General features: G+C 75.6%; 15 protein-coding genes. 3 read left to right on the forward strand and 12 right to left on the reverse strand.

The genetic code is table 11. The annotated features are described in order from the left end of the window. Positions 1-28: 28 nt before the first annotated feature. From ACU616_RS15050 to ACU616_RS15060, 3 genes are all read right to left on the reverse strand, one after another. A complete protein-coding gene (locus ACU616_RS15050) occupies positions 29-1,309 on the reverse strand; it encodes an MFS transporter (protein WP_446759254.1) in 1,281 nt (426 codons plus the stop codon). After that, the gene (locus ACU616_RS15055) at positions 1,306-1,890 is read right to left on the reverse strand and encodes a helix-turn-helix domain-containing protein (protein WP_446759255.1); all 585 of its coding nucleotides are present in this window, start codon (positions 1,888-1,890) and stop codon (positions 1,306-1,308) included. The genes ACU616_RS15050 and ACU616_RS15055 overlap by 4 nt, the downstream gene beginning before the upstream one ends. Positions 1,891-2,073: 183 nt before the next feature. Continuing rightward, positions 2,074-3,411 carry an MFS transporter gene (locus tag ACU616_RS15060; RefSeq protein WP_446759256.1) on the reverse strand — a complete coding sequence of 446 codons (1,338 nt, stop codon included), beginning with the start codon at positions 3,409-3,411 and terminating at the stop codon, positions 2,074-2,076. Positions 3,412-3,482: 71 nt separating this feature from the next. On the opposite strand from ACU616_RS15060, the gene ACU616_RS15065 reads away from it, so the two are divergent. Continuing rightward, on the forward strand, positions 3,483-3,743 hold the full coding sequence (locus tag ACU616_RS15065) for a hypothetical protein (protein WP_446759257.1): 261 nt from the start codon (positions 3,483-3,485) through the stop codon (positions 3,741-3,743). A 2-nt stretch (positions 3,744-3,745) separates the two neighbouring features. Here ACU616_RS15065 and ACU616_RS15070 read toward each other — a convergent pair whose 3' ends face one another. From ACU616_RS15070 to paaA, 6 genes are all read right to left on the reverse strand, one after another. Next, positions 3,746-4,138, reverse strand: coding sequence for a thioesterase family protein (locus ACU616_RS15070; RefSeq protein ID WP_446759258.1), 393 nt, complete (start codon positions 4,136-4,138; stop codon positions 3,746-3,748). Continuing rightward, positions 4,135-5,211, reverse strand: a complete 1,077-nt coding sequence (paaE, locus tag ACU616_RS15075; protein WP_446759259.1) for a 1,2-phenylacetyl-CoA epoxidase subunit PaaE — start codon at positions 5,209-5,211, stop codon at positions 4,135-4,137. The genes ACU616_RS15070 and paaE overlap by 4 nt, the downstream gene beginning before the upstream one ends. 3 nt (positions 5,212-5,214) lie before the next feature. Next, positions 5,215-5,727, reverse strand: a complete 513-nt coding sequence (gene paaD, locus ACU616_RS15080) for a 1,2-phenylacetyl-CoA epoxidase subunit PaaD (RefSeq protein ID WP_446759260.1) — start codon at positions 5,725-5,727, stop codon at positions 5,215-5,217. After that, positions 5,724-6,635 carry a 1,2-phenylacetyl-CoA epoxidase subunit PaaC gene (gene paaC, locus ACU616_RS15085; RefSeq protein WP_446759261.1) on the reverse strand — a complete coding sequence of 304 codons (912 nt, stop codon included), beginning with the start codon at positions 6,633-6,635 and terminating at the stop codon, positions 5,724-5,726. Before paaC ends, paaD begins: the two co-directional genes overlap by 4 nt. A 96-nt stretch (positions 6,636-6,731) precedes the next feature. Beyond that, positions 6,732-7,100, reverse strand: a complete 369-nt coding sequence (gene paaB, locus ACU616_RS15090) for a 1,2-phenylacetyl-CoA epoxidase subunit PaaB (RefSeq protein ID WP_446759262.1) — start codon at positions 7,098-7,100, stop codon at positions 6,732-6,734. Continuing rightward, entirely contained in the window at positions 7,090-8,046 is a 957-nt protein-coding gene (gene paaA, locus ACU616_RS15095; protein ID WP_446759263.1) for a 1,2-phenylacetyl-CoA epoxidase subunit PaaA, read from the reverse strand. Before paaA ends, paaB begins: the two co-directional genes overlap by 11 nt. Before the next feature lie 112 nt (positions 8,047-8,158). Here paaA and paaK point away from each other — a divergent pair, with 112 nt between their 5' ends. Then, entirely contained in the window at positions 8,159-9,499 is a 1,341-nt protein-coding gene (paaK, locus tag ACU616_RS15100; protein WP_446759264.1) for a phenylacetate--CoA ligase PaaK, read from the forward strand. Beyond that, positions 9,496-10,095, forward strand: coding sequence for a TetR/AcrR family transcriptional regulator (locus ACU616_RS15105; RefSeq protein ID WP_446759265.1), 600 nt, complete (start codon positions 9,496-9,498; stop codon positions 10,093-10,095). Before paaK ends, ACU616_RS15105 begins: the two co-directional genes overlap by 4 nt. Positions 10,096-10,102: 7 nt before the next feature. Here the strand turns inward: ACU616_RS15105 and ACU616_RS15110 are convergent, their stop codons facing one another. From ACU616_RS15110 to ACU616_RS15120, 3 genes are all read right to left on the reverse strand, one after another. Further along, on the reverse strand, positions 10,103-11,437 hold the full coding sequence (locus ACU616_RS15110) for a cytochrome P450 (RefSeq protein WP_446759266.1): 1,335 nt from the start codon (positions 11,435-11,437) through the stop codon (positions 10,103-10,105). Beyond that, on the reverse strand, positions 11,434-11,577 hold the full coding sequence (locus ACU616_RS15115) for a hypothetical protein (RefSeq protein WP_446759267.1): 144 nt from the start codon (positions 11,575-11,577) through the stop codon (positions 11,434-11,436). Before ACU616_RS15115 ends, ACU616_RS15110 begins: the two co-directional genes overlap by 4 nt. Positions 11,578-11,772: 195 nt before the next feature. Then, positions 11,773-12,228: an Hsp20/alpha crystallin family protein gene (locus tag ACU616_RS15120; RefSeq protein WP_446759268.1), complete on the reverse strand. Its 456-nt coding sequence runs from the start codon at positions 12,226-12,228 to the stop codon at positions 11,773-11,775. Positions 12,229-12,252 lie beyond the last annotated feature (24 nt).

Here is a 12,252-nt window from a genome sequence, read left to right on the forward strand (position 1 = left end):
AGCGTCGGATGGCAACCAGGGAGCCCCGTCACGGGGCCGGGACGACGCCCGGTGCCGGGTCGGCGTGCGCCGCTGCCCGATCCCCGGGACGCAGACCGAGGGAGACCACCGCCACCAGCAGGAGCGCGCCGGACACGGCCAGGAAGCCCGCGCCGGTGCCCGCCGCCCCGGCCAGCCGCGCGAGCCCCAGGGTGCCGCCGAGCGCACCGACCTGCAGCGCCAACGAGGACGCCGACAGCGCGGTCGCCCGCTGCCCGGCGCCCACCCGCCCGTGCAGCACCGCCTTCCACAGCGGCCAGGAGGCCGCGTTGGCGGTGTAGGAGACGGCGAACAGGCACCCCAGGACCACCGGCCCACCGAGCGGGACGGCCGCGACCGCTGCGGCGCCGAGGACGGCGAGCGCCGCGCTCCCGGCCGCCGCGGACCCGCGGGCCGCTCGGCGCGCGGCTGGCGCCAGCAGGGCGCCCGCACCGGCTGCCGCGAACGACACCGCCATCACCACGCCGAAGACCGCCGAGCCCTCGGTCAGGCTGCCGGTGAGGTCGGCGGCGTGCAGTGGGCCGAGCAGCTCCAGCGTGCTGAGCACCGTCCCGACCAGGGCCGAGATCGCCAGCACGCGCCGCAGCAGCCGGTCGCGGGCCACCAGCCGGCCCGTGTCGCGGACGACGGCGGGCGCCGTCCGCAGCCCGGCGCGCAGTGCGGCGGCCCCCGACGCGCGGGCGGTACCGAGCCGCACGACGAGCAGCGCGACCGCGGCGACCGACACCAGCGACAGCGCCGCGGCCAGCAGGATCGGCAGGACCAGGACCGCGTCGCCGGAGCCGTCGGCCAGCAGGGGCAGCAGGCCACCCAGCACGGCGCCCAGGCACAGGCCGGCGCCGTCGGCCGCGCCGGCCCGGGACAGGCCGGGGGTCACGTCGGCGTCCGGGTCGGCGGCGCGGACGGCGTCGACGTACCAGGCCTCCAAGGGGCCGGAGCTCAGTGCCCGGCCGACGGCCCGGAGCGCCTCGGCGAGCGCGAAGCCGGTCAGGTCGTCGGCGGCGGCGACCGCCAGCAGGCCGGCCGTGGAGAGCACCCCGGAGGCGACGAGCACCGGCCGGGTGCCGACCGCGTCGGCCAGCCCGCCGGTCGGCAGCTCCAGGACCAGGACCACCGTCGAGTAGACGGCGAACACCACGCCGACGTCGGCGGGGGACAGGCCGCGCGAGGAGGCCAGCAGCACGGTGACCGGCGCGCTCAGGCCCACCGGAAGCCAGTGCAGCGCGGTCAGCCCGACGAAGCGGCGGGTGGCCGAGCGGACTCCGATCACGGCGGGTACTCGGCCAGCCGGAACAGGTCGAGCAGCACGTGCACGAGCGGCTGCCCGGGCTCCTCCCGCTCGGTGCGCCACCGCGCCACGACGGCGTTGAGCTCGTCGACCAGCTCCCCGGCGGCGGCGGGGGAGAGGTGCAGTGCCCAGTCGTTGAGCGAGGTGGCGTCGCGCCAGGCCTCGTCGAGCTGCTCGCGCTGCTCGGCGTGCGCGGCCAGCAGCCGGCGCTGGACAGCCAGGCTCTGGTGGGTCAGCTCCTCGACCACCTCGCGGCCGCCCGGCCGGGCCACCACCTCCTCGGTGGACCAGCGGGTGCTGCGGTGTCGCGCCCGCCACCACCGCTCCCGGCCGGTGCCCTCGCCGGGGACCTCCTCGACCAGGCCGGAGGCGGCCAGCTGCCGCAGGTGGTAGCTGGTGCTGCCGCTGCTCTCGCCGAGCCGCTGGCCGAGCCGGGAGGCGGTCGAGGGGCCCTCGGCGCGCAGCAGGCCCAGGAGCGACGCGCGCAGCGGGTGGGCGACCGCGCGCAGGACCCGTGGGTCGCTGACGTCGACCGCCTCGGCGGGGAACTCCCCGGTGGACACAGCGGGAGGGTAATAGTGCAAAGGACCCTTTGCAAAGAAATCTCTGCATCCCCCCGAGCCGTGATCACCGCCACGTGCTCGGGGGACGCGCCGACGGGACCCACCGGTCGCCGATGACCACGGGAGGTGGTGGCAGCCGGTCGCCGCGACCCGGCGATCACCGGGGATGGGGAGCGGAGGGGATCAGGGAGCGTCGAGTGCCTCCCCGCGGCGCTCGGGCAGGGCCCAGGAGCCGGCGGCGGCCAGGACGAAGGCGGCGGCGAAGACGCCGAACACCAGCCCGGTGCCGCCGGCGTCCAGCAGCGGCGGCACGCACAGCGGCGCGGCGATCGAGGCGATCCGGCCGAACCCCGCGGCGGCGCCCGCGCCGGTGCCCCGCAGCGCGGTCGGGTAGACCTCCGGCGTCACGGCGTAGACCGCGCCCCACGCGCCGAGGTTGAAGAACGAGAGGACCATCCCAGTGACCAGGACGGCGGTGTCGCCGGCCGCCTGGGCGAACAGTGCGGCACCGAGCGCCGAGCCGAGCAGGAAGACCACGAGCGTCGGCCGCCGTCCCCACCGCTCGACCAGCACGGCCGCCGCCGCGTACCCGGGCAGCTGGGCCAGCGTGATGAGCAGCGTGAAGCCGAACGAGCGGACCAGCGAGAAGCCCGAGGCCACCAGCAGCGTGGGCAGCCAGATGAAGGCGCCGTAGTAGGCGAAGTTGATGCCGAACCAGACCGTCCACAGCGCCGCCGTCCGCCCGCGGGTGCCCGGTGCCCACAGGCCGGACGCGCGTGGCATGGGGGCGGGGAGGCCGGCGTGCGTCGCGGCCGGCTCCGGGACGACTCCGGCGGCGGTCTCGAAGCGCCGCACCGCCGTCTCCGCCTCGTCGTGGCGGCCGCGCAGCTCCAGGAAGCGCACCGACTCGGGCAGGCCGCGGCGCACCACCACGGCGTAGAGCGCCGGGACGGCGCCCAGCGCCAGCGCCCACCGCCAGCCTGCGTCACTGCGGGGGACGACGAGGTAGCCGATCAGCGCGGCGAGCAGCCAGCCCACCGCCCAGAACGCCTCGAGCGCCACCACCACCCGGCCGCGCAGCCGGGCCGGCGCGTACTCGCTGACCAGCGTGGAGGCGACCGGCAGCTCCGCGCCCAGGCCCAGCCCGATGAGGAAGCGGAACACCAGCAGCGCCGCCACCGACCACGCCAGCGCAGCCGCGCCGGTGGCCACGCCGAAGACCAGCAGGGTGAGCGCGAAGACCGAGCGGCGGCCGACCCGGTCGGCGAGCAGACCGCCGAGCGTGGCGCCCAGCGCCATGCCGACGAAGCCGATGGAGCCGATCCAGGACAGCTCGGTGGGGGTGAGCGACCACTGGACAGCGAGCGCGGCCATCACGAAGGAGATGAGGCCGACGTCCATGGCGTCCAGCGCCCAGCCGAGGCCGGAGGCGACCACGAGCCGGCCGTGCTCGCGGGTGAACGGCAGCCGGTCGAGCCGCTGGGCCCGGGTCAGCGTGGGGGGCGCGGCATCGGTGCTCACGGGCGCGGGCGGTACCCCGGGGAGCGTCCGGACACGCGGGACGACCGGTCGTGCGGGGCTGCGGTCGCCGCGTGAGGGGACAGCCGGCGGTGGTGGAGGCGTGGCTGGCCGCGGTGGACGACGCGGACGCCGACGCGGCGACGGCCCTGTCCGCGCCGGACCTGGAGGTGGTCGGGCCGCGCGGGCGCACCCGCGGCCGCGAGGTGCTCGTGTCCTGGCTGGCGCGGGCCGGCTTCACCGCCCGCGCGCGGCGCTGGTTCTGCGGTGCCGACGGCGCGCTCGCCGCCGCGGGCCTGACCGCCTCCGACGAGGTCACCGCCCGGGAGCGGTGAGGTCAGCCCCGGCGCAGCCGGGCGGCCACGACGTCGGCCGGCAGCACGGCCTGCCCGGTCGTGCCGCGGCCGAGCAGCCGGCCGGCCGCGTCGAGGGCCTCCAGCGCGCAGGTCACCCGGCCCCCCTCCGCCCCGGCGCAGCGGGCGGTGACCCGGACGCGGTCGCCCACCCAGGCCGGCGCGAGGTGCTCGACCGACACCGCCGTCCCGATGGCCTCCTCGCCGGGCTCGAGGTGCGCCAGCAGCAGCTTGCGGCCGGCCTCCTCGAAGTGCCGGGCCATGGCGTAGGTCGCGTACACCGGGTGCACGGGGCCCAGCTCGTGGAACCGGACGGTCATCGCCTCGGTGACGACGACGTCGAGGACGGCGGTCTCCCCGGGCGGGATCGGGGTCACGCGTCGAAGTCGACGGTGACGGCGTCCGACAGCGGCAGGGTCTGGCAGGTGAGGACGTAGCCGGCCTCGACCTCCTCCTGCTCGAGCGCGTAGTTGCGCCGCATCTCGACCTCGCCGTCGGTGACCCGGGCCCGGCAGGTGCCGCAGACCCCGCCCTTGCAGGCGAAGGGCAGGTCGGAGCGCACCCGCTGGGCGGAGTCCAGCACGGGCTCGTCGCGCGGGAGGGCCAGCGTGGTGGCGCGGCCGTCGAGGACCACGGTGACCTGGCTGCTGGGGCCGGCGACGGTCTGGTCGTCGCCGCGGACCGGCTGCGGCGGGACGTCGTCGACGTAGAAGAGCTCCTGGTGCACCCGCTGCGCCGGGACGCCGAGCTCGGTGAGCAGGTCGCGGGCGTCGCTGACCATCCTGTGCGGGCCGCACAGCCACCAGTGGTCGACGTGCTCGACGTCGACGAAGGCGCCGACCAGTGTGCGGAGCCGGTCGCCGTCGAGCCGGCCGCTGGTCAGCTCGGCGTCGCGCGGCTCGCGGGAGAGCACGTGCACCAGCTGCAGGCGGGGGCCGTAGCGGTCCTTCAGGTCGGCGAGCTCGTCGGCGAACATCACCGTGTTGGTGCGCCGGTTGCCGTAGAAGACGGTGACGGTCGACTCGCCGTCGCGCAGGACGCTCGCGGCCAGCGACAGCGCCGGGGTGATGCCGGAGCCGGCGACGACGAAGACGTGGTCGGCGGGCACGGACAGGTCGGCGGTGAAGGAGCCCGACGGCGGCAGCACCTCGACCTCGTCGCCGGGCCGCACCTCGTGCACCAGCCAGCTCGAGAAGAAGCCACCGGGGACCTCGCGGACGCCGACCCGCGGCGGTGCGCCGACCGGCGCGCAGATCGAGTAGGAGCGGCGCTCGTCGCGGTCGCCGTCGACCCGCCGCAGGGTGAGCGCCTGGCCCGGCCGGAACGCGTAGTCCTCGGCCAGCTCCGGGGGGACGTCGAAGGTGACCGCGACCGCGTCGTCGGTCAGCCGCTCGACGCTCGCGACCCGGAGCGGGTGGAACCGCGGACGGCGGCGGGCGGGCGCACTCATCGGTCAGATCTCCTTGACGTGCTCGAACGGCTCGCGGCAGCTGCGGCAGCGGCGCAGCGCCTTGCAGGCGGTGGCGCCGAACTCGCTGAGCTCCTCGGTGTCGGCGGACCCGCACAGCGGGCAGGACGCCGTCCGGCGGGTCGGGCCCAGCTGCAGCGGGACCGGCCCCGCGGGGCGCACCGGGGCGGCTCCGGGCGGGGCGATGCCGGCGGCGGCGAGCCGGCGGCGGCCCTCGGCGCTGATCCAGTCGGTCGACCAGGCGGGGGAGAGGACGGTGCGCACCTCGACGCGGTCGAAGCCGGCCGCGTGCAGGGCGTGCAGCAGGTCGGCGCGCATGACGCCCATCGCCGGGCAGCCGGTGTAGGTGGGCGTGATCTCGACGACCACGGTGCCGTCGTCCCCGGTGCGGACGTCGCGCAGGACGCCGAGGTCGGCGAGGGTGAGCATCGGCAGCTCGGGGTCGGTGACCGTCCCGGCCACCGCCCGGGGGTCGACCGCGGTCCCCACGGCGCTCACCAGGTGGCCGCCGGGTGCTGGCGAGCGAGGCCCTGCAGGGTCTCCAGCAGCGCGGTCAGCTCCGGACCGTGCTGCCCGGTCCGGCCCCGCGGCGGGACGTCGGCCGGCCAGGCGGGCACCCGCAGGGTGGCCCGCTCGAGCACGGTGGTGAGCACGTCGTGGACCTCGCCGCGGACGTCGGCGGGGTCCACGGCGACGCCGGCCGCGGCCAGCCGCGCCTCGACGTCGGTGGCCGTGAACAGGTCGGCCAGCAGCGGCCACACCGCGTCGACGCCGTCCTGGGCGCGGCGGTGCGACTCCTCGGTGCCGTCGCCGAGGCGCAGCACCCAGCGGGCGGCGTGGTCGCGGTGGTAGGCCAGCTCGTTGACGCCCTTGGCCGCGACCGCGGCGAGCACCGGGTCCCGCGACCCCCGCAGCCGGGTGAACACCGCCAGCCGCACGGTCGAGGCCACGAGCAGCCGGACCATCGTCCGGGCGAAGTCGCCGTTGGGCGCCTCGACCAGGCCGGTGTTGCGGAACTCGTCGGCGTCGCGGAAGTAGGCCAGGGCGTCCTCGTCGGGGATGGACGCGGTCGCCAGGTCGCGGGACCGGCCCAGGACGCCGACCGAGCCGGCGCGGGCCAGCAGCAGCCGGGCCTGGCCGAGCAGGTCCAGGCCGGTGTTGCCGATCGCGACCTCCTCCTCCAGCTCGGGCGCGTTGGTCATCCACTGGGTCAGCCGCTGCGCGAGCACGAGGGCGTCGTCACCCAGCATCAGGCAGTAGGCGCCCAGGTCGGCGGGGTCGACGCCGTCGGGCACGGTGGTGTCGACGCCGGCCAGCGGGTCGTCGAAGCCGGTGCCGAACGCCCAGTGACCCGCGTCGTCGTGCGCGTTCGCCAGCGCGTCGTACACGGTCTCCTCGTGCACCATGCCAACAGTTCCCTTCCGGGGTGAGCGACCAGCGGCGGCCCCCTCCCAGGGGCCCGCCACGAGCTTGCGAGTGGTGGGGAGGGGGTCCTTCGACCTCTACATGTGGGGGACGTTCTCCGGGATCTCGTAGAACGTGGGGTGGCGGTAGACCTTGTCGCCGCTGGGGGCGAACATCGGGTCCTTCTCGTCGGGGCTCGACGCGGTGATGTCGGCGGCCCTCACCACCCAGATGCTCACGCCCTCGTTGCGCCGCGTGTAGAGGTCGCGGGCGGCGTGCACGGCCATCTCGTCGTCGGGGGCGTGCAGCGACCCGACGTGCACGTGGTTGAGCCCGCGCTTGCCGCGGACGAACACCTCGTACAGCGGCCAGTCCCGCCGGACGGCCGGGCGCCGGGGCTCCACCGGCACCTCGGGGCCGGTGGGGACGGCGCCGTGCCCGCCCTCGCTGGTCAGGTCACCGGTCACGGTGCTTCTCCGCGTACGCCGTGGCCGCCTCGGTCACCCAGGCGTTGTCGTCGCGCGCTGCCCGCCGCCGGGCAATGCGCTCGGCGTTGGCCGGGCCGTCGCCGCTGATGACCCGCTTGAACTCGGCCCAGTCGATGGCGCCGAACCGCCAGTGCCCGGTCTCCTCGTCCCAGGTCAGGTCCGGGTCGGGCAGCGTCACGCCGAGCACCTGCGCCTGCGGCACGGTCATGTCCACGTAGCGCTGGCGCAGCTCGTCGTTGCTGTGCCGCTTGATGCCCCAGGCCATCGACTGCGCGGAGTTGGGGCTGTCGTCGTCGGGCGGACCGAACATCATCAGCGAGGGCGCCCACCAGCGGTCGACGGCGTCCTGCACCATCGCCCGCTGCTCCTCCGTGCCGCGCACCATCGTCATGAGCAGCTCGTAGCCCTGCCGCTGGTGGAACGACTCCTCCTTGCAGATGCGGATCATCGCCCGGGCGTAGGGCCCGTAGGAGGAGCGGCACAGCGGCACCTGGTTGCAGATCGCCGCGCCGTCGACGAACCAGCCGATGACGCCGACGTCGGCGTAGGTCAGCGTGGGGTAGTTGAAGATCGAGCTGTACTTCTGCCGGCCCTCGATGAGCTTGTCGGTGAGGTCGGCTCGGTCGGCGCCGAGGGTCTCGGCCGCGGAGTACAGGTACAGGCCGTGCCCCGCCTCGTCCTGCACCTTGGCCAGCAGCACGGCCTTGCGGCGCAGGCTCGGCGCCGCCAGCAGCCAGTCGCCCTCGGGCTGCATCCCGATGATCTCGGAGTGGGCGTGCTGGGCGATCTGCCGGATGAGCGTCTTCCGGTAGCCCTCGGGCATCCAGTCGCGCGGCTCGATGCGCCGGTCGGCGGCGATGGTGGCGTCGAACCCCGCCTGCAGCGCGGCCTCGTCGGCGGGCCGGTCCAGCGTCGGCGCGGACATCGGGTCTCCCCTCAGCTATTTACTGACCGTGCGGTCGGTAATAGTGTGCCCGACGAGGCCGCGCGGCACAAGGACACGGCCCCACGAGCAGCCCGGCCACGAGGAGGCACCGATGACGACGGCGACCGGTGAGAGCACCCGGCGGCTGGGGACGGCGCCCGACCCCGGCACCCTCGACGCGGCCGAGCGGATGGGGGTCGACGAGCTCCGTGCGCTGCAGCTCGAGCGGCTGCGGGAGTCGCTGCGGCACGCCTACGAGAACGTGCCCCACTACCGGCGGGCCTTCGACGACGCCGGTGTGCACCCCGACGACTGCCGCGAGCTCGCCGACCTGGCGCGGTTCCCCACCACCAGCAAGGCCGACCTGCGGGAGAACTACCCCTTCGGCATGTTCGCCGTCCCGATGGAGCAGGTGCGCCGGGTGCACGCGTCGTCGGGCACCACCGGCCGCCCCACCGTCGTCGGCTACACCGAGCGCGACATCGACACCTGGGCCACCGTCATGGCCCGCTCCATCCGGGCGGCGGGCGGGCGGCCGGGCGACGTGCTGCACAACGCCTACGGCTACGGCCTGTTCACCGGCGGCCTGGGGGCGCACTACGGCGCGGAGAAGCTGGGCTGCACCGTCGTCCCGGTCTCCGGCGGCATGACGCCGCGGCAGGTGCAGCTGATCACCGACTTCCGGCCGCGGGTCGTCATGGTGACGCCGAGCTACATGCTCACCGTCATCGACGAGTTCGAGAAGCAGGGGCTCGACCCGCGCGCGAGCTCGCTGGAGATCGGCATCTTCGGCGCCGAACCGTGGACCGAGCAGATGCGCCGCGAGATGGAGGAGCGCCTCGACATCCAGGCCGTCGACATCTACGGGCTGTCGGAGGTGATGGGCCCCGGTGTCGCGCAGGAGTGCGTGGAGACCAAGGACGGCCTGCACGTCTGGGAGGACCACTTCTACCCGGAGGTCATCGACCCGATCACCGGCGAGGTGCTGCCCGAGGGCGAGGTCGGCGAGCTGGTGTTCACCTCGCTGACCAAGGAGGCCATGCCGGTCGTGCGCTACCGCACCCGCGACCTCACCCGCCTGCTGCCCGGGACGGCGCGGCCGGGGATGCGGCGGATGGAGAAGGTCACCGGCCGCACCGACGACATGATCATCCTGCGCGGCGTCAACCTCTTCCCGACCCAGATCGAGGAGGTCGTGCTGCGCACGCCGGGCCTGGCGCCGCACTTCGCGCTGGAGCTGACCACGCACGGGCGGCTCGACCACCTCGTCGTCCGGATCGAGGCCCGTCCCGACTGCCCGCCCGACCGGCGCCCGGCCGCCGCCGCCGAGGTCGCCACGGGCGTCAAGGACACCGTGGGGACCAGCGTCGAGGTGCTCGTCGTCGACCCGGAGACGCTGCCGCGGTCGATGGGCAAGCTGCAGCGCCTGGTCGACCACCGGGACCGCCCGTGACGGAGGTGCGGGTCCGCCGGGGCCGGCCCGGGCACTCCCTGGACTCGCTGCTCGACGTCGCGGTCGCGCTGTTCAACGAGCGCGGCTACGACGCCACCAGCATGGAGGAGCTCGCCGCGCGGCTGGGGATCACCAAGTCGGCCATCTACCACCACGTGCCGAGCAAGGTGGAGCTGCTGCGGCTGGCCCTCGACCGGGCGCTGGACGCGCTGTTCGCCGTCACCGAGGAGCCGCAGGCGGTGCGCGGCCGCGCGATCGACCGCCTCGAGCACGTCGTCCGCGGCTCGGTCCGGGTGCTCGCCGCCGAGCTGCCGTTCGTCACGCTGCTGCTGCGGGTGCGCGGCAACTCCCCGGTGGAGGAGGCCGCGCTCGGGCGGCGCCGCGAGTTCGACCGCGTCGTCACCGACCTCGTGCGCGCCGCGGAGGAGGAGGGCGACGTCCGTCCCGACGTCGCCCCCGCCGTCACCAGCCGGCTGCTGTTCGGCACCGTCAACTCGCTGACCGAGTGGTACCGCCCCGGCGGCAGCCTGTCGGCCGACGCGCTGGCCGACGCGCTGGTGGCCACCACGTTCGAGGGGCTGCGGGCCCGCTCCTGAGCCGGGCTCAGGCGGCGGTCCAGCGGATCGGCAGCCGCTTGACCCCGCGCTGGAAGTTCGACCGCAGGAGCGCTGGGGGCCCGTCGGCCTCGACGGAGCGGGTCCGGCGCAGCAGCTCGGCGAACAGCGCCCGCACCTGCACGCGGGCCAGCTGCGCGCCGAGGCAGAAGTGCGGCCCGTGGCCGAAGGCCAGGTGCGGGTTGGGGGAGCGGCGGACGTCGAACCGGTCGGGCTCGTCGAACACCGCCTCGTCCCGGTCGGCCGAGGTGAAGGAGACGACCACCTTGTCCCCGGCGCGGACGCGGACGCCGGCGAGGTCGACGTCGGTCGTCGCGGTGCGCCGGAAGACCATGACCGGCGTCCACCAGCGCAGCAGCTCCTCCACCGCGCCGGGCAGCAGCGCGGGGTCGGCGCGCAGCGCGGCCAGCTGGTCGGGGTGCTCGAGCAGCGCGATCAGCCCGCCGGGCAGGCCGTTGCGCAGCGTCTCGTTCCCCGCGACGGCGAACAGCCAGAAGAGGTTCTCGAACTCCTCGTGGCTCACCTGCCCGCCGTCCTCGTCGACCTGGGCCAGCAGGACCGACATGACGTCGGAGCCGGGGGAGCGGCGCTTCTCCTCGGCCAGCAGGCGGGCGTAGGCATAGAGGTCGGGCATGCCCGCGCGGGTGCGGGGGTCGGGCATCCGCCCGTCGGGTCCCGGCGCCGGCCGCAGCGCCAGCGCCTCCCGGGCCATCGCCGTCCCGCCCGTGCCGTCGAAGGAGGCCGAGGTGGCGTAGTCGGGGTCCTGCCAGCCGATCACCCGGTTGGACCAGTCGAACAGCAGCCAGCGGTCCTCGGCCGGCACCCCCAGGACGTCGGCGAGGGTCAGCAGCGGCAGGTCGGCGGCGAGGTCCTTGGCGAAGTCGCACCGGCCCTCGGCCGCGCCGCCGACCGCCCGGTCGACCAGGTCGGCCGCCGTCGCCTCGATCGACGCGGTCAGCGTGGCCACCGCGCGCGGGGTGAACGAGCGGGAGAGCAGGCGCCGCAGCCGGGAGTGGTCGGGCGGGTCGGTGTTGAGCATCATCCGGCGCACCCACGCCAGGTCGGCGGCGTCGCGGACCTGGGTCGCGCCCAGCCAGGAGGAGAACGTCGCCGGGTCGCGCAGCACCCGCTCCACGTCGGCGTGCCGGAGCACCAGCCAGAACCCCGGGCCCGCGGGCTGGCCGTGCAGCGCCAGCTCCTCGACCCAGGTCAGCGGCGCCTCGGCGCGCAGCCGGCGCAGCAGCCCGAACGGCGGCCCCTGCTCGTAGGCCGCCGGGTCGACGAGGGCCAGGGTGTCCTCGGGCGGGAGCCGGCCGGCGGTCACGGCTCGTCGGGGAGGCGCTCGGCACCGGTGGGCAGGGCGACCGGCGTCTCGGACACCGCGTGGCGGCCGGTGTCGGCCAGGACCCCGAGGGACGGGCCGCGACGCGGCCCGGGGCCGGTACCGAGGAGGTCGGTGCTCATGGCCGGGAGTCTCGTGTCGGTCCCGATCACGGGACAAGGGGCTGCCGGCCACGCCGGCCGAGCCGTCCGCCGCGCGTTCGTCCCCGACGCAGCGGTGCACCGGGCCCCGGCTCCCGGTGCGGGGAGCCGGGGCCCGGTCGCGGGGGCGCCCCGCGGGTCCGCGCCGCGTGGACCCCTCGCCGGCGTGCCCGCGGGTCAGCCGGTGATGGCGATCCGGCGGGGCCTGGCCTGCTCGGCCTTGGGCACGCGCACGGTCAGCACGCCGTCGGCCAGCGAGGCGGTGACGCCGTCGGCGTCGACGTCGCCGGGCAGGGTCACGGTGTAGGAGAACCGGCCCACGCGGCGGGTGGTGCGCCGCAGGATGCCGGTGCGCTCCTTCTGCCTGACCTCACCGGTGACGGTCAGCTGCCGGTCGCCGAGCTGGACGTCGACGTCGTCCCGGGAGACGCCGGGCAGCTCGATCTCGACCGAGTAGGCGTCCTCGGTCTCCTCGACGTCGGCGAGGGGTGCCCAGTGGTCGACTCCGCCGAGGCCCTCGGTCCACAACCGGTTGACCCGCTCGTAGAGGTCGTCGAGCTCGCGGAAGGGGTCCCAGGAGGCGGTGTCCCGGGACACGAGGGAGCGGGACGGGGAACGGACGGGAAGGGTCATCGTGTCCTCCTCTCGACTCGGGGT

It is taken from the genome of Geodermatophilus sp. URMC 62, assembly GCF_052931475.1.

Coding starts and splice junctions, on each gene's coding strand:
- paaE (WP_446759259.1), bottom strand. CDS start 5,211: ATGAGTGCGCCCGCCCGCCGCCGTCCGCGGTTCCACCCGCTCCGGGTC.
- paaC (WP_446759261.1), bottom strand. CDS start 6,635: ATGGTGCACGAGGAGACCGTGTACGACGCGCTGGCGAACGCGCACGAC.
- paaA (WP_446759263.1), bottom strand. CDS start 8,046: ATGTCCGCGCCGACGCTGGACCGGCCCGCCGACGAGGCCGCGCTGCAG.
- paaK (WP_446759264.1), top strand. CDS start 8,159: ATGACGACGGCGACCGGTGAGAGCACCCGGCGGCTGGGGACGGCGCCC.
- ACU616_RS15115 (WP_446759267.1), bottom strand. CDS start 11,577: ATGAGCACCGACCTCCTCGGTACCGGCCCCGGGCCGCGTCGCGGCCCG.
- ACU616_RS15120 (WP_446759268.1), bottom strand. CDS start 12,228: ATGACCCTTCCCGTCCGTTCCCCGTCCCGCTCCCTCGTGTCCCGGGAC.